The sequence below is a fragment of the Pseudomonas entomophila genome (assembly GCF_029478665.1).
Taxonomy (GTDB): domain Bacteria; phylum Pseudomonadota; class Gammaproteobacteria; order Pseudomonadales; family Pseudomonadaceae; genus Aquipseudomonas; species Aquipseudomonas entomophila_F.
Genome location: NZ_JARPQB010000067.1, coordinates 1 through 22,080 on the forward strand (window position 1 = coordinate 1; position 22,080 = coordinate 22,080).

Annotated in this window: 10 protein-coding genes; 8 read left to right on the plus strand and 2 right to left on the minus strand. The window is 63.4% G+C overall.

All coding sequences use genetic code 11. The features are described from left to right. Both P5705_RS24320 and P5705_RS24325 read left to right on the plus strand, forming a co-directional pair. The coding region (locus tag P5705_RS24320) for an immunoglobulin-like domain-containing protein (protein ID WP_277463435.1) at positions 1 to 10,698 on the plus strand (10,698 nt) is incomplete at its 5' end. 162 nt (positions 10,699 to 10,860) lie between these two features. Next, positions 10,861 to 11,202: a tryptophan synthase subunit beta gene (locus tag P5705_RS24325; RefSeq protein ID WP_252092428.1), complete on the plus strand. Its 342-nt coding sequence runs from the start codon at positions 10,861 to 10,863 to the stop codon at positions 11,200 to 11,202. Between the two features lie 113 nt (positions 11,203 to 11,315). On the opposite strand, the gene lapD is transcribed toward P5705_RS24325, so the two are convergent. Together lapD and lapG are read right to left on the minus strand one after the other, a co-directional pair. Further along, the gene (gene lapD / locus P5705_RS24330; protein WP_277463436.1) at positions 11,316 to 13,262 is read right to left on the minus strand and encodes a cyclic di-GMP receptor LapD; all 1,947 of its coding nucleotides are present in this window, start codon (positions 13,260 to 13,262) and stop codon (positions 11,316 to 11,318) included. A gap of 10 nt (positions 13,263 to 13,272) precedes the next feature. After that, a complete protein-coding gene (gene lapG, locus P5705_RS24335) occupies positions 13,273 to 13,974 on the minus strand; it encodes a cysteine protease LapG (RefSeq protein WP_277463437.1) in 702 nt (233 codons plus the stop codon). Between the two features lie 268 nt (positions 13,975 to 14,242). Between lapG and P5705_RS24340 the strand changes: the two genes are divergently transcribed. From P5705_RS24340 to P5705_RS24365, 6 genes are all read left to right on the plus strand, one after another. Continuing rightward, positions 14,243 to 14,941, plus strand: coding sequence for a GntR family transcriptional regulator (locus P5705_RS24340; protein WP_277463439.1), 699 nt, complete (start codon positions 14,243 to 14,245; stop codon positions 14,939 to 14,941). A 149-nt stretch (positions 14,942 to 15,090) separates the two neighbouring features. After that, on the plus strand, positions 15,091 to 15,585 hold the full coding sequence (locus P5705_RS24345; RefSeq protein WP_277463440.1) for a hypothetical protein: 495 nt from the start codon (positions 15,091 to 15,093) through the stop codon (positions 15,583 to 15,585). Between the two features lie 577 nt (positions 15,586 to 16,162). Further along, on the plus strand, positions 16,163 to 16,939 hold the full coding sequence (locus P5705_RS24350; protein ID WP_277463442.1) for a DUF3050 domain-containing protein: 777 nt from the start codon (positions 16,163 to 16,165) through the stop codon (positions 16,937 to 16,939). Continuing rightward, positions 16,936 to 17,865, plus strand: coding sequence for a diiron oxygenase (locus P5705_RS24355; protein ID WP_277463444.1), 930 nt, complete (start codon positions 16,936 to 16,938; stop codon positions 17,863 to 17,865). Before P5705_RS24350 ends, P5705_RS24355 begins: the two co-directional genes overlap by 4 nt. A gap of 10 nt (positions 17,866 to 17,875) precedes the next feature. Further along, the gene (locus P5705_RS24360) at positions 17,876 to 21,307 is read left to right on the plus strand and encodes an amino acid adenylation domain-containing protein (protein ID WP_277463445.1); all 3,432 of its coding nucleotides are present in this window, start codon (positions 17,876 to 17,878) and stop codon (positions 21,305 to 21,307) included. 31 nt (positions 21,308 to 21,338) lie between these two features. Beyond that, on the plus strand, positions 21,339 to 21,806 hold the full coding sequence (locus P5705_RS24365; protein ID WP_277463446.1) for an SRPBCC family protein: 468 nt from the start codon (positions 21,339 to 21,341) through the stop codon (positions 21,804 to 21,806). The last annotated feature ends 274 nt before the right edge of the window (positions 21,807 to 22,080 follow it).

Consider the following 22,080-nt stretch of genomic DNA (forward strand, 5'->3'; position numbering starts at 1 on the left):
GACACCGTCAGTGAGGTTGTCGCGACCCTGACCGCCGACAAGACCACCGTCAGCGAAGGTGGCCAGGTCACCTACACCGTCACCCTGACCAATGCTCAGGGCCTGTCGGTCACCGGCCATAACGGCCTGACCTTCACCCTGTCCGACGGCACCAAAGTCAGCATCCCGGCCGGTAGTGCCAGCGGTACCTTCACCATCACCGCCAAGGACGACGTGTTCGTCGGTGGCCAACCTTCGATCGTCAACAAGATCGAATCGGTTGCCGGTGCGGACAACTTCGAGAAGCTGACCCTCGGCGACAACACCATCACCACCACTGTCACCGACGAGCCAGGCACCGGCACCCCGGGCACTGGCAATGAAGGCGACAAAGTCTCCGTGACCATCGTCGGTAACGGCGATGTGAACGAATCCCAGCAGCCTTCGTTCACCGTCAAGGTCAGCCAGAAACTCGACCAGGACCTGACCGTTACCCTGTCCAATGGCGACAAGGTCACCATTCCGGCTGGCCAGACCCAGGTCGAGTACAAGGCTCCGGCCCAGGGCGAGGACGTATTCAAGGATGCCGGTCCGCTGACCATCGGCATCACCGATGCGTCGGTGGTTGGCAAGACCTTCGAGAATCTGGAGCTGGGTGGCAGCGCCACCGTGCAGATCACCGATACCGTCAGTGAAGTGGTCGCAACCCTGACTGCGGACAAGACCACCGTCAGCGAAGGCGGCCAAGTCACCTACACCGTCACCCTGACCAATGCGCAGGGCCTGTCGGTCACCGGCCACAATGGCCTGACCTTCACCCTGTCCGACGGCACCAAAGTCAGCATTCCGGCTGGCAGCGCCAGCGGCACCTTCACCATCACCGCCAAGGATGATGTCTACGTCGGTGGCCAACCTTCGATCGTCAACAAGATTGAATCGGTTACCGGCGCGGACAACTTCGAGAAGTTGACCCTCGGCGATAACACCATCACCACCACCGTCACCGACGAGCCAGGCACCGGCACCCCGGGCACTGGTAACGAAGGCGACAAGGTTGCCGTGACCATCGTCAGCAACGGCGATGTCAACGAAGCCCAGCAGCCGACCTTCACCGTCAAGGTGAACCAGCCACTGGACCGCGACCTGACTGTCACCCTGTCCAACGTCACCCTGACCAACGCCCAAGGCCTGTCGGTCACCGGCCATAACGGCCTGACCTTCACCCTGTCCGATGGCACCAAAGTCAGCATCCCGGCCGGCAGCGCCAGCGGCACCTTCACCATCACCGCCAAGGATGACGTGTACGTCGGCGGCCAGCCGAGCATCGTCAACAAGATCGAGTCGGTTACTGGCGCAGACAACTTCGAGAAGCTGACCCTCGGCGACAACACCATCACCACCACCGTCACCGATGAGCCAGGTACCGGTACGCCAGGCACCGGCAACGAAGGCGACAAGGTCGCCGTGACCATCGTCAGCAATGGCGATGTGAATGAAGCCCAGCAACCCACCTTCACTGTGAAGGTCAACCAGCCGCTGGACCGTGATCTGACCGTGACCCTGTCCAACGGTGACAAGGTCGTGATCACCGCAGGCCAGACCGAAGCCACCTATAAGGCCGCCGCCCAAGGCGACGACGTGTTCAAGGACGGCAGCTCGCTGACCGTTGGCATCACTGATGCCACTGTCACCGGCAAGACTTTCGAGAATCTGGAGCTGGGTGGCAGCGCCACCGTACAGATCACCGACACCGTCAGTGAGGTTGTCGCGACCCTGACCGCGGACAAGACCACTGTTTCGGAAGGCGGCCAGGTCACCTACACCGTGACCCTGACCAACGCCCAGGGCTTGTCGGTCACCGGCCATAACGGCCTGACTTTCACCCTGTCCGACGGCACCAAAGTCAGCATTCCGGCTGGCAGCGCCAGCGGCACCTTCACCATCACCGCCAAGGACGACGTGTACGTCGGTGGCCAGCCGAGCATCGTCAACAAGATCGAATCGGTTGCCGGTGGCGACAACTTCGAGAAGCTGACCCTCGGCGACAACACCATCACCACCACCGTCACTGACGAGCCAGGCACCGGCACCCCGGGCACCGGCAACGAAGGCGACAAGGTCGCCGTCACCATCGTCAGCAACGGCGATGTGAATGAAGCCCAGCAACCCACCTTCACTGTGAAGGTCAACCAGCCGCTGGACCGCGACCTGACCGTGACCTTGTCCAACGGTGACAAGGTGGTCATCACTGCCGGTCAGACCGAAGCGATCTACAAGGCCGCTGCTCAAGGCGATGACGTATTCAAGGACGGCAGCTCCCTGACCGTTGGCATCACCGATGCCACCGTCACCGGCAAGACTTTCGAGAATCTGGAACTGGGTGGCAGCGCCACCGTGCAGATCACCGACACCGTCAGTGAGGTTGTCGCGACCCTGACCGCCGACAAGACCACCGTGTCGGAAGGCGGCCAGATTACCTACACCGTCACCCTGACCAACGCCCAGGGCCTGTCGGTTACCGGCCATAACGGCCTGACCTTCACCCTGTCCGACGGCACCAAGGTCAGCATCCCGGCCGGTAGCGCCACCGGCACTGCCACCATCACCGCACCGGACGATGTCTTCGTGGGCGGCCAGGCCACCATCAGCAACAAGCTGGTGAATGTCAGCGGCGCCGACAACTTCGAGAAACTGACCATGGGTCAGGGCGAAGTACAGACCTCCGTGACCGACGAACCGGGCTCGGGCACACCAGGCACCGGCAACCAGGGCGACAAGGTCGCCGTGACCATCGTCGGCAATGGCGATGTGAACGAGGCCCAGCAGCCAAGCTTCACCGTCAAGGTCAGCCAGAAGCTCGACCAGGACCTCACCGTTACGCTGTCCAACGGCGCCAAGGTCATCATTCCAGCGGGGCAGACCCAGGTCGAGTACAAGGCATCGGCGCAAGGCGATGACGTGTTCAAGGATGGCGGTTCGCTGACTGTCGGGGTCACTGACGCAGAGGTTGTAGGCAAGACCTTCGAGAACCTGGAGCTCGGTGGCAGCGCCACCGTGCAGATCACCGACACCATCAGTGAAGTGGTCGCGACCCTGTCTGCGGACAAGACCACCGTCAGCGAAGGCGGCCAAGTCACCTACACCGTCACCTTGACCAACGCCCAGGGCTTGTCGGTCACCGGCCACACCGGCCTGACCTTCACCCTCACCGACGGCACCAAGGTCACCATCCCGGCCGGCAGCGCTTCGGGTACCTTCACCATCACCGCCAAGGACGACGTGTTCGTGGGTGGCCAACCGAATATCGTCAACAAGATCGAGTCGGTTAGCGGTGCGGACAACTTCGAGAAGTTGACCCTCGGCGACACCACCGTCACCACCTCCGTCACCGACGAACCTGGCAGCGGCACGCCGGGTACCGGCAACCAGGGCGACAAGGTCTCCGTCACCATCGTCGGCAATGGCGATGTGAACGAAGCTCAACAACCATCGTTCACTGTCAAAGTCAGCCAGAAACTCGACCAGGACCTCACCGTCACCCTGTCCAACGGTGCCAAAGTCACCATTCCGGCTGGCCAGACCCAGGTCGAGTACAAAGCGGCGGCCCAGGGTGATGACGTGTTCAAGGACGGTAGTTCGTTGACCGTCGGCATCACTGACGCCACTGTCACCGGCAAGACCTTCGAAAACCTGGAGCTGGGCGGCAACGCCACGGTTCAGATCACCGACACCATCAGTGAAGTCGTCGCGACCCTGTCTGCCGACAAGACCACTGTCAGCGAAGGCGGCCAAGTCACCTACACCGTGACCCTGACCAACGCCCAGGGCCTGTCGGTCACCGGCCACAACGGCCTGACCTTCACCTTGACCGATGGCACCAAAGTCACCATCCCGGCCGGCAGCGCCTCGGGTACCTTCACCATTACCGCCAAGGACGACGTGTTCGTCGGTGGCCAGCCGAACATCGTCAACAAGATCGAATCGGTCGCCGGTGGCGACAACTTCGAGAAACTGACTCTCGGCAGCAACACCGTCACCACTTCCGTCACCGACGAACCAGGCAGCGGCACAGGCACCGGTACTGGCAACCAGGGCGACAAGGTTTCCGTCACCATCGTCGGCAATGGCGACGTGAACGAAACCCAGCAGCCAAGCTTCACCGTCAAGGTCAGCCAGAAGCTCGACCAGGACCTCACCGTCACCCTGTCCAACGGCGCCAAAGTCACCATTCCGGCTGGTCAAACCCAGGTCGAATACAAGGCGCCGGCGCAAGGTGAAGACGTCTTCAAGGATGCAGGTCCGCTGACCGTCGGCATCACCGACGCCACCGTCACCGGCAAGACCTTCGAGAACCTGGAACTCGGCGGTTCGGCCACCGTACAGATCACCGACACCACCAACGAAGTCGTCGCGACCCTGTCTGCGGACAAGACCACCGTCAGTGAAGGCGGCCAGGTCACCTACACCGTAACCCTGACCAACGCCCAGGGCCTGTCGGTCACTGGCCACAATGGCCTGACCTTCACCCTCTCCGACGGCACCAAGGTCACCATTCCGGCCGGCAGCGCCAGCGGCACCTTCACCATCACCGCCAAGGACGACGTGTTCGTCGGTGGCCAGCCGAACATCGTCAACAAGATCGAGTCGGTCGCCGGTGGCGACAACTTCGAGAAACTGACCCTCGGCAGTAACACCGTCACCACCTCGGTGACCGATGAACCTGGCAGCGGCACCCCAGGCACCGGCAACCAGGGCGACAAGGTCTCCGTGACCATCGTCAGCAATGGCGACGTGAATGAAGCCCAGCAGCCAAGCTTCACCGTCAAGGTCAGCCAGAAGCTCGACCAGGACCTCACCGTCACCTTGTCCAATGGCGCCAAGGTCACCATCGTCGCCGGCCAGACCGAGGCTATCTACAAGGCTGCGGTCCAAGGTGATGACGTGTTCAAGGACGGCAGTTCGCTGACCGTCGGCATCACCGATGCGTCGGTAGTTGGCAAGACCTTCGAGAATCTGGAGCTTGGCGGCAACGCCACCGTGCAGATCACCGACACCATCAGTGAGGTTGTCGCAACCCTGTCTGCCGACAAGACCACTGTCAGCGAAGGCGGCCAAGTCACCTACACCGTCACCCTGACCAACGCCCAGGGCCTGTCGGTCACCGGCCACAACGGCCTGACCTTCACCCTCTCCGACGGCACCAAGGTCACCGTGCCAGCCGGCAGCGCCAGCGGCACCTTCACCATCACCGCCAAGGACGACGTGTTCGTCGGTGGCCAGCCGAACATCGTCAACAAGATCGAGTCGGTCGCCGGTGGCGACAACTTCGAGAAACTGACCCTCGGCAGCAACACCGTCACCACTTCCGTCACCGACGAACCAGGCAGCGGCACAGGCACCGGTACCGGCAACCAGGGCGACAAGGTTTCCGTGACCATCGTCAGCAATGGCGACGTGAATGAAGCCCAGCAGCCAAGCTTCACCGTCAAGGTCAGCCAGAAGCTCGACCAGGATCTGACCGTTACCCTGTCCAATGGCGCCAAAGTCACGATTCCGGCCGGCCAGACCCAGATTGAGTACAAAGCAGCCGCCCAGGGCGACGACGTGTTCAAGGACGGCAGCTCGCTGACCGTCGGCATCACCGATGCCAGCGTTACCGGCAAGACCTTCGAGAACCTGGAGCTCGGTGGCAGCGCTACCGTACAAATCACTGACACCATCAGTGAGGTCGTTGCGACCCTGTCCGCCGACAAGACCACTGTCAGCGAAGGCGGCCAAGTCACCTACACCGTGACCCTGACCAACGCCCAGGGCCTGTCGGTCACCGGCCACACCGGCCTGACCTTCACCCTCACCGACGGCACCAAGGTCACCGTGCCAGCCGGCAGCGCCAGCGGCACCTTCACCATCACCGCCAAGGACGACGTGTTCGTCGGTGGCCAGCCGAGCATCGTCAACAAGATCGAGTCGGTCGCCGGTGGCGACAACTTCGAGAAGCTGACCCTGGGCAGTAACACCGTCACCACTTCCGTCACCGACGAACCAGGCAGCGGCACGGGCACCGGTACCGGCAACCAGGGCGACAAGGTCTCCGTCACCATCGTCAGCAATGGCAATGTCACCGAAGACCAACAGCCATCGTTCACCGTCAAGGTCAGCCAGAAGCTTGAGCAGGACCTGACCGTGACCCTGTCCAACGGCGCCAAGGTGACCATCGTCGCCGGCCAGACCGAGGCCATCTACAAGGCCGCGGCCCAGGGCGACGACGTGTTCAAGGACGGCAGTTCGCTGACCGTTGGCATCAGCAATGCCACCGTCACCGGCAAGACCTTCGAGAACCTGGAACTGGGCGGCAACGCTACGGTTCAGATCACCGACACCATCAGTGAGGTTGTCGCGACCCTGGCCGCCGACAAGACCACCGTCAGCGAAGGCGGCCAGGTCACCTACACCGTCACTCTGACCAACGCGCAGGGCCTGTCGGTCACCGGCCACAATGGCCTGACCTTCACCCTGACCGACGGCACCAAGGTCACCATTCCGGCCGGCAGCGCCAGCGGCACCTTCACCATCACCGCCAAGGATGACGTGTTCGTCGGTGGCCAGCCGAACATCGTCAACAAGATCGAGTCGGTCGCCGGTGGCGACAACTTCGAGAAACTGACCCTCGGCAGCAATACCGTCACCACTTCCGTCACCGACGAACCAGGCAGCGGCACGGGCACTGGTACCGGCAACCAGGGCGACAAGGTTTCCGTAACCATCGTCAGCAATGGCAATGTCACCGAAGACCAGCAGCCGTCGTTCACCGTCAAGGTCAGCCAGAAGCTTGACCAGGACCTGACCGTCACTCTGTCCAACGGTGCCAAGGTGACCATCGTCGCCGGCCAGACCGAGGCCATCTACAAGGCTGCGGCCCAAGGCGACGACGTGTTCAAGGACGCCGGCTCCCTGACCGTGGGCATCAGCAATGCCACCGTCACCGGCAAGACCTTCGAGAACCTGGAGCTCGGCGGCGCGGCCACCGTGCAGATCAGCGACACCACCAGCGAAGTCGTGGCCACCCTGACGGCGGACAAGACCACCGTCACCGAAGGCGGCCAGGTCACCTATACCGTGACCCTGACCAACGCCCAGGGCCTGTCGGTCACCGGCCACAACGGCCTGACCTTCACCCTGTCCGACGGCACCAAGGTCACCGTGCCAGCCGGCAGCGCCAGCGGCACCTTCACCATCACCGCCAAGGATGATGTGTACGTCGGTGGCCAGCCGAACATCGTCAACAAGATCGAATCGGTCGCCGGTGGCGACAACTTCGAGAAACTGACCCTGGGCAGCAACACCGTCACCACCAGCGTCACCGACGAGCCAAGCGGCCAGGGCGACCTGACCACCGTGGGCATCAGCGGCGACACGTCGGTGACCGAAGGCGACACCGCCCACTACACCCTGACCCTGAGCAACACCTCGAAGAGCGAAGTGACCGTCACCCTGACCTACAGTGGCACCGCCACCAACGGCCAGGACTTCACCGGCGTGGTCACCGTCAAGATCCCGGCCAACAGCAACGGCACGACCTTCGACATCAAGACCATCGACGACCAGCTCGTCGAAGGCTCGGAGAACTTCACGGTCAAGATCAGCGGCGTCAGCGGCGGCAACTTCGAGAACCTGCAGGTCGATGCCAGCAAGTCCAGCGTCACCACCACCATCCTCGACAACGACCACGTGCCGGTGTCGACCGGCGGCGCCGTGACCGGCAACGAAGACACCGACTACGTGTTCGGTTGGGGCGACTTCAACGTCACCGACGCCGATGGCAACACCGGCCTGTCGGTGACCATCAGCAAGCTGCCGGACCTTGGCAGCCTGAAGTTCTTCAACGGCACCGCGTGGGTCGACGTCGCGCTGAACCAGAACATCAGCCAGGCCGACATCGCCGCCGGCAAGCTCAAGTTCGTGCCACTGGCCAACCAGTCGGGCATCGACGGCTATGGCGGCACCGGCGTGGGCAACAAACAGGCCGACTACGCGCAGATCAAGTACAAGCCCAACGACGGCACCAACCTGGGCGGCGAAGCGACCATGAAGGTCGATATCCGGCCGGTAGCCGACAAGCCCGACCTGAACATCGGCAACAACAACGTCAACTCGATCGGCCTGGTCAAGGAAACCTGGAACAGCCTCACCGGCCTGGGCAGCAACGGCAACGGCATCTCCGGCGAGACGCTGAAGAACGTGTTCGCCAACTCCGGCAATGCCAGCAAGACCGAGACGGTCAGCGGCGTCGACTCGACCAGCAACGTCACCCCGGGCAGCGGCTCGAAGACTTCCGGCCTGATCTACCTGGAAGCCGGCAAGACCTACGCCTTCACCGGCACCGCCGATGACAGCCTGCAGATCGTGGTCGGCGGCAAGAACGTCGCCAGCGGCATCTGGGGCTCGGGCAGCGGCGCCATCTCCGGCAGCTTCACCCCGACCACCAGCGGTTACTACACCCTGGAGATCTACAACGCCAACCAGGCCGGCCCAGGCAGCCTGGACGTCAACATCCGGGTCAACAATGGCACGGCGATGGACCTGAACAGCTCGAACATCCCGATGTACCCGAGCGTCAAGGACCTGGCCAACGCCGGCGTCACCGTCTCCGACCTGCACGGCAGCAACGGCCAGGGCTACTACGACGGCTACAAGCTCAACGAAGGCAGCGAGAACGGCGCGCCGGTCAAGCTGGTGGGCATCAGCACCAACCTGACCGACACCGACGGCTCCGAGAGCCTCAGCATCAAGCTCAGTGGCATCCCGGCAGGCTCGGTGATCGCCGACAACGCTGGCCACACCGTCACCGTCGGCGCGTCCGCGGTGGACGTCACCGGCTGGAACCTGGGCAGCCTGACCATCAAGCCGCCGGCCTACTACTACGGCCAGTTCGACGTGAAGGTCAGCTCGACTTCCACCGAGAGCGTCGGCGGCAGCACCGCCACCACCGAGGGCACCATCAAGGTCACGGTCTACCCGCAGACCTACAGCACCAGCAACCTGTCCTCGGACAGCGACAACATCACCGGCACCGACGGCAACGACGTGGTGGTGGCGGACGTCAGCGGGCTGCACGTGGTACCCGGGCAGAACTACAACCTCGCCTTCATCGTCGACACCTCCGGCAGCATGGGCTCGTCGGGCGTCGATGCGGCGAAGAAATCCCTCGAGTCGGTGTTCAAGACCCTGGCCGCCAGCGTCAAGGGCGACCAGTCGGGCACCGTGAACATCCTCCTGGTGGACTTCGCCAGCCAGGTCAAGAGCAGCGTTTCGGTAACCCTGAACGATGCCGGCCTGCAGAAGCTGCTCAGTGCCCTGAACACCCTCAACGCCAATGGCGGCACCAACTACGAAGATGCGTTCAAGACCACCGCCAACTGGTTCCAGAACCTCAAGGACGGCGGCAACACCGGCAGCAACCAGACGTTCTTCATCACCGACGGCAAGCCGACGTTCTACCAGGCGGGCGAGAACAGCAACCCGACACTGGGTACCTCGGGCATCACCCTGGATACCTTCCTGGCCTCGATCAACTACAAGCCAGGCATGGCGTTCAACGACTTCATCGACAGCAGCAGGACCAACTACGTCAGCATCGACAATGCCGGCAACCTGCAGGTGCAGTACATCAGCGGCAGGAACTGGAAGTACGGCGTCTCCGGCGAGATTCACCCGGAAGGCAACGGCACCTACGAACTGTCTTACCAGGCAGGCCGTGGCAGCTACACCGACGATGCCACCTGGAACAACTCGCTGAGCAGCTTCACCTTGCTGTCGGGCCTGTCCAACGTCGAGGCGATCGGCCTCAACAATGGTGTGAACACCAGCGACCTGAAACCGTTCGACTCCGACGGCACGCCACAGACCAACATCGACCCGAGCAAGCTGGCCGAAGCCATCCTCGGCCACACCGAAGTCACCCAGCCGGGCAACGACACGGTCAATGGCGGCGATGGCAACGACATCATCTTCGGCGACCTGGTCACCTTCGACGGTATCGCCGGCACGGGTGTCGAGGCGATCCAGGCGTTCGTCGCCGGCAAGCTGGGCGTCGACGCGGGCGATGTGGATGCCCGGACGATGCACAAGTACATCAACGAGCACTACACCGAGTTCGATGTCTCGCGCAGCAATGACGGTGCCGACACCCTGCTGGGTGGCAACGGCAACGACATCATCTTCGGCCAGGGTGGCAACGACTACATCGACGGTGGCAAGGGCAACGACATCCTGCTCGGGGGTACCGGCAACGACACCCTGCTCGGCGGCGAAGGCAACGACCTGCTGTTCGGTGGTGCCGGCAACGACCTGCTCATCGGCGGCAAGGGCGACGACATCATGACCGGTGGCAGCGGCGCCGACACCTTCGTGTGGAAGGCCGGCGACCTGGGCAACGACGTGATCAAGGACTTCAAGGCCAGTGAAGGTGACCGCCTCGACCTGAGCGACCTGCTCCAGGGCGAGCGCGCCAGCACCATCGACAACTTCCTGAAGCTCACCACGGTCAATGGCGAGTCGACCCTGCAGGTCAGCACCGAAGGCAAGCTCAATGCCGCCGGCGGCCTGGCCAATGCCGACGTGACCATCAAGCTCGAAGGCGTCAACTGGTCGAACACCACGATCAACTCGTTGATCAGCGGTGCCGACCCGACCATCAAGATCGACAACTCCAACAGCTGATCCCTGCCTCTCTACGGCGGCCCGCAAGGGCCACCGTCGGGGGCGCGGGCTTTCCCAGCCATCCCTTCACGCGCATACTCGTGCGCCGGGCTTACATGCCCGGCGAACTTTGCCTATGCTGCTGACTACCAAAAAGGATTCATCGTGACGAGGGACGCCGCCATGTTCTACGTGCAACGCGACGCCGAGGGCCAGTTGCTGCGGGTGGAAGCCGCCGCGTTTGACGGTTTTACCGACATGGTCCCGGCAGACAATGCCGAGATCCAGGAATGGTTCGCCGACGACGTTGTCGAGAACAGCCTCAAGCAGCTCAAGCAGAGCGACCTGGACATGATCCGGGTGCTCGAGGACCTGATCGAAGTGCTGACGGCCAAGGGCGTGTTCAGCATCACCGACCTGCCGCCCGGCGCCCAGGCCAAGCTGCTCAACCGCTCCACCGCGCGCAAGGCGCTGGGCGGCTTGAACAACCTGATCGAGGAAGAAGAGGAAGGCGGGTTGATCTGAGCAGCCCCGTTCGCTGTAGGAGCGGCTTCAGCCGCGATGCAGGCATCGCGGTGTCCGGCACCCGCTTCGCGGGTGATCGCGGCTGAAGCCGCTCCTACACAGAGCGAACAGGCTCAACGCCAAGGCGCAGGCTCACCCACCAATTGCCCCTGGATCCCCTGCACACCCATCTCGCGCAGCACCTTCAACTCCCCTTCCGTCTCCACCCGCTCGGCGATCAACGGCAGGTCGATGCTGTGCGCCGCCCGCTGGATGGCTTCGATGAACAGCCGCTTGTGCCGCTCATGGTCGATATTGCGGATATAACCACCATCGATCTTCAGGTAGGCCAGGCCCAGGTGCGCCAGGTTGCCGATCATGCTGAAGCGGCCACCGAAACGCTGCAGCGCCAGGCTGAAGCCCAGCCCGCGCAGGCGCCGGGTAAGTTGTTCGAGCATCGACTGTTCAGGTAACTGCTCCTCGCCGATTTCGAAGGTCAGGCGCGGGCCGATGGCGCGGTACTGGCCCAGCAGCTCGAAGACCCGCTGCAACGCCTTGGGGTCGGCCAGGGTCGCGGCCGACAGGTTCAGCGCCAGCGACTCACCGTGCCCCTGCAGGTGCTTGAGTACCTTCTCCAGCACCAGCAGGTCCAGCCGCGCCATCCAGCCGAAACGCTCGAGCCAGGGCAGGAAACGGCCCGCCGCCAGAGCCTCGCCCTGCTCGTCGTGCAAGCGTGAGATGACCTTGTAGTGCAGCACCCGGTCTGTCGCCCGGCTATCCACCACCGGCTGGAAGAACAACTCGAACTGCCCCTTGGCCAGTGCCTGGTCAAGGCGGGTGTGCCAGGCATGGTGACTGTCCGCGGCATCGGCCGCGCCCCCCTGCTCCATGCATACCCATCCCGGCTGCGGCTGGCTCTCGGCACGGGCCAGCGCCTCGTCGGCGAGCTTGAGCAAATCCTGGGGAGCATCGCCCGGGCTGTAAGGCGCCAGGCCAATACAGGCCACCGGGTCGACATCGCTGGCACCCGTTTCGTGCAGGCTCTGCAAGGTCGTGGCCAGGGCCTGGGCCAGTTGGATCGCTTCGTCGTGGACCATGCCCGGCGCCAGCACGGCGAACTCACCACCGCGGCTACGGGTGATCAGGTCGTTGGTTTCCGGGTAGTTGCCGCAGGTGCGGCGCAGTTGCTCACCCACCGCCTGCAGCAACTGGTCGGTGCGCTGGCCGCCCAGGCGCGCATTGAGACCGGCCAGGTCCTGGACCCGCAGCAGCAGCAAGTAACCAGCACGCGCCTCCTCCAGGTTGCTGACCCGCGCATTGAGCTGCATCTCGAAATAACGGCGGTTGGCCAGGCCCGTGAGGCTGTCCTGGTAGGATTCGGTGCGCAGCTTCTCGCTGCGCTCGGCCTGTTCGGTGAACAGCGCCTTGAGCTTCTCGACCATCTGGTTCATCGCCTGCACCACCCGGCGCAGTTCCGGCGTGCGTGGCAACTCGGGCAGGCTGAGGAACTCGCGGCGGGCAATCGCATGGGACTGCGCCACCATGTAGTCCAGCGGCCGCAACTGCCGGCGCAGCAGCAGCGCACCGAGCACCGCGCTCACCGCGCCGCACAGCAGCAGCCAGCCAAGGCTGCCCAGGGCGCTTTGCCAGAGCTTGGCCAGGGCGAACATCGGGTGGCTGATCACCTCGACCCGCGCCGCCTGCTGCCAGCCCCGGCTGACGATCGCGTCGCCCCCGGCCGGTTCCAGGCCGATCAGGTGGATGAACCAGCCCGGCACGCCACCACTATCAGGCTCGGCATGGCGCTCGACCAGCACGGCATTGGAGCCCAGGTCGATGACCTTGATGCTGGTGTAGTAGCCACTGTCGAAGATCGAGCTGACCATCAGCTCGACCATCGCCGGGTCGTCGATGTTGGGTGTAAGCGACAGCGCCAGCGCGGTGGCCGCGTCCTGGGCGTGGGAGCGCAGCTGGTTGACGTACTGGCTACGCGAACTCTCCAGGCTGACCATGAAGCTGCCACTGAAGGCGACCACCAGGAACAGGCAAATGGCTAGCAGCAATTGTTTGAACAGTGACATCTGTGCTCCTTCAGTAAACCGGTTCGGCCGGGAACCCTTCGGCCTGCATTTTCTGCAGCAGATCCTGCCAACGCGACAAGCGCTTGGTGTCGCCGACTTTCTTGTTGCCAGCGGCGCCGGTCAGCCACAGGCCCTCGCCATTGAAGGCGTACACCGGCAACAGGTCGGTGCGCTGGCTGGCGGGCTTGATCGCGTCCATCAAGCTGTCGAGCACCAGGGGCTGAGCCTGTGGGCTTGAATAATAGGTCAGGACCATGTGCGCACGGTTCTGGCGCAGGGCCTTGACGTAGGTGATGCGCAGCTTCTCGGCCGGGATGCCCATGCGCCGCAGGCTGAAGTACTTGGCGATGGCGTAGTCCTCGCAGTCCCCCGCCCCCTTGATCAGCGACTGCACCGGCGTGGCCCAGTAGTCGACCTCATGCCATAGGTCGATATCCTCGACATAGCGCAACTGCTGGTTGAAGAAGCGGTTGACCACCTGTAACTGCTCCTGCTCGCTGCCTTGCTTCTGCGTAGCGAGCAACTGCTGCCAGGCATCGATACGCTTCTGACCCTCGCCCAGCGGCCCATAGAGCGCCTGGGCACGGCGGCTGATCTGGGAAAAGTCCCAATCCGCCTGCGTGCCGCCCAGCAACAGGCAGCCAAGCAGCACGGCGAGACCGAAGCGGCGCAGGGTGGTATTGAGAGCCCAAGGTATCGCCACTGCGAACACCTGTTCAGATCATTCGAAAGCAGCGATGGTGCGGGCTGGCGGTGCAAAAGACAATGGCACCTTGCGATCATGCTGCCAGCCGTCGGCAAACCTGCTCCACAAAGGCCATGCAAGGACGCCCGCAGCTTCCCTTGGCAGCCGACTTCCTTCACGATATCCCCGTTCGATGAACGGGCGCAGGCCCGCATCCACTTGCCGTTTGACAAGCGGCCCCATCCCTCACTAGGGTTATTGGATCCAATCTTCATGTTGCCGAGGCTGAACCCGCGTGGCTGAGAAACCCAAACTCCTGAGCGCCATTCTGGGCAGCGAGCAAGTTCCGCCGCACCTCGCCCGCAGCGTCATCGAAGAGCGCCTGCGCAGTGCCATCCTCGACGGCCGTCTACCTCCAGGCACCGCCCTGCGCCAACAGGAGCTGGCCAGCCTCTTTGGCGTCAGCCGCATGCCGGTACGCGAAGCCCTGCGCCAGCTCGAAGCGCAATCGCTGTTGCAGGTGGTCATGCACAAAGGCGCCGTGGTCGCGCCGCTGATCGGCGAGGACGCAGTCGACACCTACGCGTTGCGTGTCATCCTCGAGACCGAGGCCCTGCGTCAATCGATCCCCCTGCTCGATGCCAATGACATTGCCCAGGCCCGTGGTTATATCCAGCAGCTGGAAAACGAAACCCGTCACGCCGAGATCGGCCGCCTCAACCGCCTGTTCCACATGGCCCTCTACAGCAAGGCGCACAACCAGAAGCTGCTGCGCATGATCGAGATCGAACTCAACGAAGAGGAGCGCTTCCTGCGCTTCCACCTGTCGTCGATGGGGCTGGGCAAGCTGACACAGGACGACCATATCGCCCTGGTGGATGCGGCCAGCGACAAACTGGTGGATGATGCCGTCAGGTTGCTCGAAGCCCACCTGAACAATGCCGCCCGCACCATCAGGAAGTACCTCGACCGACAGTCGACAGCCGATCAGTGACACCCCGCAGCCACGGTCGTGGCTGTGTCGGCAAGGAACGTCATCCGGCATAAGGAACGCCAGTGCACGTGCAGACGCTACAGGGAACTACAATCGAACAACCTGCCCGGATCCGCCTGATCTGCCTGGCCTACGATCGACAGCAGCTCATGCAGTACCGCACCTGGGCCCAGACCCTGTGCGATCCCATCGAACTGATTGCCGCTGATGTCCCTCCCTCTGTCCGACTGGATGAATTCGACCCCGCAGAGCCCCCCTGCCCCCTCGCCCGTGCGCTGCTCGACAAACTCCAGCCCTACCTCGCCCAACCCCATGCCATCTTCGGCCAGGGGCTTGGCGCCCATGTGGCGGTGGCACTGACACAGTTGGCGCAGAACCATCATCCCGGGCAGACCCGCCATCTCTTTGTTTCCACTTATGACAGCCCCACCCCTCGCCTGGACATCACCACCCACCTGGCCATCCAGGTACCGATGACCGTGCTGTACCTCCCCGGCTCGCTGCCGGCCATGCTCGGCTGGCACAGCCTTGCCCGCCAGGGCCTTGAGCTGATCGAGCTGCCCGCGCAATCGGTCGACACCTCTCTGCTCAACCAGCGCCTGGTGCGCATCATCAACACCCACCTCGGCCTGCTCAGCCTGTAGCCGAGCACGCTCACCCCTCCGGAAACATCCGTTTGCGTTGTCATGGCTGCCGCAAGCCATGACAGTGCCAGCATTTGGGCACACTCTAGACCCCGCGCCGACCGCTGATCACCCGACGGGCCTGGTCGGCCGCACTTTATCCACCAGAAGAAGGAGCGCGGTACCGGGGCAAGGACCGCAAGCGATCAGCCGCCCCTGAACAGTCAAACCTCCCCTGACCCCGTTTATCAGTGCTCCGAGTGAGGCATTCACTCCATCGTATTCTTTTCTGATAGTTAATTATCGGAAGGGGCACTTATTGCCAAAATAAAACTTACCAGGAAGTTTTATATGGCCACTGCTTGCCCGCATTAATTACGAAATCAAAATAACTAAAAAAACATTTGCCGATAACTTTGAAGTTGTTCTAACTTTTATATCGCCAGGCGCAGGCAGCCCTGAAACGCCACGCCACCTGGCCTCTGCAGGTTCATCAATATCGATTTTCTGTTCGAGGGCTTCGTGCACCTCGAATATGGCAAGTCGAATAACTCGCAGTGAAATAACAATTCCCAAAACACCCACAACGGACATCATCATGAGCACATTGAAGAGCACACTTTCCGCCAAGAAGATCGCACTTTCCCGGCACCCGCTGTTTTCCGAGATCGACTCGCTCGACACCCTGCGCCGATTCATGGAAACCCACGTTTTCGCCGTCTGGGACTTCATGTCGCTGACCAAGCGCCTGCAACAGGAACTGACCTGCGTCAGCCTGCCCTGGCTGCCCCCGGCAGACCCGGCCGCTGCTCGCCTGATCAACGAGATCGTGCTGGGCGAGGAATCCGACGACCGCCTCGACCACGGCCACTACAGCCACTTCGAGCTGTACCTGGACGCCATGCGCGAGGTCGGCGCCTGCACCCAGGCGATCGAACGCTTCATCAGCCTTCAGCAACAGGGCGCCGATGCGCTGAGCTCACTGGCTCGCGCCGGAGCCAGCGAAGCGGCCCAGCACTTCGTGCGCGACACCCTCGAAGTCGCCCTGGACGCCCCCGCGCACCGCGTCGCCGCCGCCTTCCTGCACGGCCGTGAAAGCGTCATCCCGATGATGTTCCAGCAGATCCTCGACGAATGGGGTATCGGCAGCGAGCAGGCACCCACCTTCCGCTACTACCTGCAGCGGCATATCGAGGTCGACTCCGAGGACCACGGCCCAGCCGCCGAGCAGTTGCTGGCACGCCTGGTCGATCACGACCCGGTACGCCAGGAAGACGTCTACGCCGCCGCCATCGCCGCGGTGGACAGCCGCATGGCCTTGTGGGACCGCCTGCGCGCCTCGCTGCAAACTCCTGTCGCCGAGGTCACCCCATGAACGCCCATGAATACCGCTCCTTCGCCGAGGCCTGGGAAGAGCGCGCCACCATCCGCACCCGGCCCCGGCGCCTGGTCGAAGACGACCAGCGGCTGATCTACCCGCTCAGCCGCCAGCCCTTGGTGCTTGGTGCCACCTTCCAGCGCGAGTGTCCGCAGCTACGCGATTTTGTATTGGTGCAGAGCCTCTACAAGTTCATCAACGACGTGGTGATCTTCGAGACCGAGATCGTCGACCGGACCGCGCGGCGTATCGCCAAGGACCGCTTCGCCGTGCGCTTCCCGTTCGCCTGCCGTTACGACGCCATGACCGTGGTGGTGGATGAGGACTACCACGCCCTGGTGGCCATGGACTTCCTGCAGCAGACCATTGCCCTGACCGGTGTCGAACCGATCGCCCTGCCCCAGGAGATTGAGCTCAGCCGGGCCATCCCGGCGGCCCTGGTGCAGGTACCCGAGGACCTGCGCGATGCCGTGGAGCTGATCTGCGTGGGCATTGCCGAGAACACCCTGACCGACGATGTGGCGGCGTTCGCCCGCGACGACTCGGTCAAGCCCTCGGTGAAAGGGCTGATGGCCGACCACCTGCTCGATGAGGGCCGTCACTCGAGCTTCTGGGCACGCCTGACACGGATCTACTGGCAGGCGGCAAGCGAAGCCGACCGCCAGGCGATCGCCGAGGTGCTGCCAGTGTTCCTGCGCCAGTACCTGACCAACGACATCCAGCAAGCCTTCGACTTCGCCCTGATCGCCGCGCTGCCGGTGAGCGAGACGCTACGCCAGGCCTTGCGCGAAGAAGCTCAGGGGCTGGCCTACCCGATCAACCACCAACATCCGTTGCTGGGCAACATCCTGCGCTTCTTCCGTGCCAGTTCGATGCTTGAGTCGGCCTGCGTACAGCAGGCCCTGCGCGACTACCTGCCCTGAGGACACCCTGATGAGACGCCTCGACATACTCCTGGTGGGCCACAGCCCCGCCCTGGGGCAGTTGGCCCAGCAACTCGACGAACACGGCCATGGCATCACCATCGCCAACGACGCCGATACCTTGCGCCGACAACTGAACACCCACCCCCACCTGGTGGTGGAGGACGGCAGCCTGGTGCTGAACAGCAGCGACTGGCAATCGCTGGACGCGACACCCCTGCTGAGGCTGCGCCTGGGAGCCAGCTTCGCCGAAACCCTGCCACGCCTCGAAACCCTGTGCTGGTGCGGCAGTGCCAGCGCCCAACGGCTGATCGAACGCCTGCCCGTGCCGTCGCCAGCTTCCGGCAACGGCCAGCAGCTGCGTGAGGACACCCTACAGGCCCTGAATGACCTGCTCGCCCTGCAAGTCACCCGCTACGCCCGCAACCCGCAGTACCTGCAAGAGGCACCCGCGGTCAGCCCCGGCGTGCAGGAGCGCGAGCACAGCCTGGACTGGCTGGAGGCGCTGGCCTACCGGCATCCGTTCAATCGCACGCTGCGCGCCGACCTCCTGGAACAGGCCGAGACCGGCTTGATCGGGCAACTGGAGCACAGCCTGCGCGAACATGCCGAACGCTCGGCCATGAATCGCGACGGTCAGTGCTACAGCTATCACCAGCTGCACGCCCGCACGGTCGCGATCCAGCGTGCACTGCTACCGTTGTTGCCATCGTCCGGCGAGCACCCTCCGGTGGTCGCCGTGTGCATGGCCAAATCGCCCGAACTCTATGCCAGCTTGCTGGCGATCCTGGGCTGCTCGGCCATCTACCTACCCCTGGACCCGGCATCCCCGGCTGAACGCCGCCAGCGCATCCTGATGGACGCCAATGCCTGCGTGCTGCTGCATGACGGCCAGGGGGGTGTGGATATCCAGCTTCTGGATGTAAGCGCGCTGCCAGAGGCCGAGGACACCCAGCTGCCCTCGCTGGCAGTGCGTCCGGCCTGCGCCGGCCAGGCCTGCGTGGCGATCTACACCTCCGGTACCACAGGCCTGCCCAAGGGCGTGTTGCTCAGCCAGGGCAACCTGGCGCACTTCATGGCCTGGTACCGCGAACACGTGGCACTGGACCGACACAGCCGGGTGCTGCAGTTCTCCACCATCGGCTTCGACGCTTCCCTGCTGGATATCCTGCCCACCTTCGCCTGCGGTGCCGAACTGGTGCTACCCAGCGAAGACCAGCGCCGTGACCCGCAACAGCTGGCGCGACTTATCCACAGCCAGGACGTCAGCCACGCGTTCCTGCCGCCGGCATTGTTGAGCATCCTCCCGCGCGATATGCCGCTGGGCCTTGAGCATCTGGTCACTGGCGGCGATGTCTGCGAACCGGAAGTCATTGCCCGGCTGTCCCGGCAATGCCGGATGCACAACATCTACGGCCCGACCGAAACCAGCGTGCTGGCAACTACCCGGGTGTTTGCCAGCGGCGACAGCAACCGCAACCTCGGCCTGCCCATCGCCAACACCCAGGTGCTGATCCTCGACGAAGACCTGCGGCCGGTCACGCAGCAGGTTGCGGGTGAGCTTTACATCAGCGGCCCTGGCGTCGGGCTCGGCTACCTGAACAACCCGGCCCTGACCGCCGAACGCTTCGTCGAGCTGCGCCTGCCCGATGGCCGCACGCTGCATGCCTACCGCACGGGCGATATCGGCAAGTGGACCCCCCAGGGCATCGAGTTGTGCGGTCGACGTGACAACCAGGTGAAGATCCGCGGCTTTCGCGTTGAGCCGGAAGAGATCGAACACTGCCTGCGTGACAGCCAGTTGTTCGCCCAGGTGGCGGTCGTGATCGATGCCCAGCGCCGCGTGCTTGCGTTCGTCGCCCATGGCCACGGCGCAGATGCCGAACAGCAACTGCGCGCGCACGCCGAGCAGCACCTGCCCGACTACATGCGCCCGATGTTCTATCAGGAACTGGAGCAGATGCCCTACACCGCCAATGGCAAGGTGGATCGCCAGGCGCTGTCGCAGCGGCCACTGGCCTTGCCCAGCAGCCAGCGCCTGCAACCGGGCACCGCCACCGAACATCGCTTGCGTGGCCTGTGGAGCGAACTGCTGGAACTGCCGGAAGCAGACATTTCCATCGATGACAGCTTCTTCAACCTCGGCGGCCATTCGATCCTGCTGTCGCGGTTGCTGCTGGCGGTGCGTGAAGGCTTCGGCCAGGGCGTGGCGATCAATCGCTTCATCGAACAACCGACCCTGCAGCGGTTGGGGGCGTTGCTCGATGGCGACGACACCGCGCAACAGCACACACTGGAGCGCCTTGAGCAGGATGCCAATCGCGACCTCGGTCTCCAGGTGCTGCCAGTTGAGCGCCTGGGTGATGTGCACAAGGTGATCGTCACCGGGGCTAACAGCTTCCTTGGCGTGCATCTGGTCGAGGCATTGCTGGACTGGGGAGCGACCGAGGTGGCCTGCCTGGTACGTAGTGCCGAAGGTGTGAGTGCCGCCGAGCGCTTCGCCCAGTCGCTGCATGACAACCACATCACCCTCGACCTGTCGCGCATCAGGGTATTCGAGGCCGACTTGCGCAAGCCGCGCCTGGGCCTGGCAGAGACCGACTATGACTACCTGGATGAATCTTACGGCGCATTGCTGCACAACGCCGCGCAGGTCAACCACGTGCTCGATTACCAGGTACTGGCCGCCGACAACATCGAGCCGTTGTTCGAGTGCCTGCGCCTGTGCGAGGGCCGGCGCAAGAAGATCTTCAACTTCGTCTCCACCCTCTCCGCCTGCAGTGCCGTGGGCAGCCATGGCCAGGTACTGGAAGACGACCCGGCGAGCACCCCGCCGATCTACATTCGCAACGGCTACAACCTGAGCAAGTGGATCGGCGAACGCATCCTCAGCCGTGCCCGCGCGCAGGGGGTGTGGGTCAACCTGTTCCGCCCGGGGAACATCACCTTCGACAGCCGTACCGGCGCCTGCCAGCCCCAGCGCAATCGCCTGATGCTGATGCTCAAGGGTTCGCTGCAACTGGGGCAGGTACCTGGCCTGGAGATCGACTTCGACCTGATGCCGGTGGACTTCCTCTCGCGCTTCATCGCTTTCCACAGCAGCCGCCACCAGGCCGGGCAATGCGTGTTCAACCTGCACAACCCCGAGCCACTGCGCTGGCGTGACTACCTGGCCTCGTTCCGTGAACAGGGCCATGCCTTCGAGCTGGTCAGCATCGAGCAGTGGCAGCGCCAGTTGCGCCGGGTCGACCGCGACAACGCGCTGTACGACGTCCTGGGCTTCTACCTGGACGGTTTCGAGGAAGACATCGGCGACATCTCCGGGATCGCCCATGCCAACGCCCGTGACGGGGTACGGCGCATGGGCGCCCATTACCCCAGCAAGAACCCCGAGCTGCTGCGCCGCGGCTGCCGGTACCTGGCCGACATCGGCTTCATCTGATCGCATTTCCACACAACAGGAGCAACACAGCATGCAAGCACTCAAACCCGATACCCTGATCCGCAACCCTGAAGGTTGCGAGGTGGTCTCCAGCGTGGAAATCACCGCACCCGCCACCGCCGTGTGGAACATCGTCGGCAACTTCGCGGGGTTCCCGGTGTTCATCCCCGCGCTCGCGCACATCGACATGACTGGCAGCGGTGTACGTTCGGTGCGCAAGAAGCTGTTCAAGGACGGCAACGTGGTCATCGAGCAACTCAACTCACGCGACGAGCAGGCCATGCACATGACCTGGAGCCTGATCTACACCAGCCTGAACATCGGTAACCTGTGGGCGGCGATGGAGGTGCAAGTGATCGATGCCAACCACAGCCGCGCGACCTGGACCATCCAGGCCGAGCCTTGGGAGGGCGGCCCCGAGGCGTTGCCGGGCTTCCAGGCGTTTCTCCAGGGGTTTGCCGATGAGGCCATGGGGAATGTGAAGAACCTGCTGAGCTGATTTACCCGTAACAAAAAAGCCGCTCCCCCTGGAGCGGCTTTTTTGTGCCTGCTGGAAATTTGTAGGAGCGGCTTTAGCCGCGATGCGAACAACGCGGTGCCTGGCACCCGCTTCGCGGGTGATCGCGGCTAAAGCCGCTCCTACGGAAGTCTTGCCCAATCAGGAGCTACAGCTTCTACGGATCGGAAAAGACAAAGCCCCTGACCGCATCGCGATCAGGGGCTTCGGAATTGAATCTTGACGATGACCTACTCTCACATGGGGAAACCCCACA

Coding starts and splice junctions, on each gene's coding strand:
- lapD (WP_277463436.1), bottom strand. CDS start 13,262: ATGTCACTGTTCAAACAATTGCTGCTAGCCATTTGCCTGTTCCTGGTG.
- P5705_RS24350 (WP_277463442.1), top strand. CDS start 16,163: ATGAGCACATTGAAGAGCACACTTTCCGCCAAGAAGATCGCACTTTCC.
- P5705_RS24345 (WP_277463440.1), top strand. CDS start 15,091: ATGCAGTACCGCACCTGGGCCCAGACCCTGTGCGATCCCATCGAACTG.
- P5705_RS24355 (WP_277463444.1), top strand. CDS start 16,936: ATGAACGCCCATGAATACCGCTCCTTCGCCGAGGCCTGGGAAGAGCGC.
- P5705_RS24365 (WP_277463446.1), top strand. CDS start 21,339: ATGCAAGCACTCAAACCCGATACCCTGATCCGCAACCCTGAAGGTTGC.
- P5705_RS24325 (WP_252092428.1), top strand. CDS start 10,861: ATGTTCTACGTGCAACGCGACGCCGAGGGCCAGTTGCTGCGGGTGGAA.
- P5705_RS24360 (WP_277463445.1), top strand. CDS start 17,876: ATGAGACGCCTCGACATACTCCTGGTGGGCCACAGCCCCGCCCTGGGG.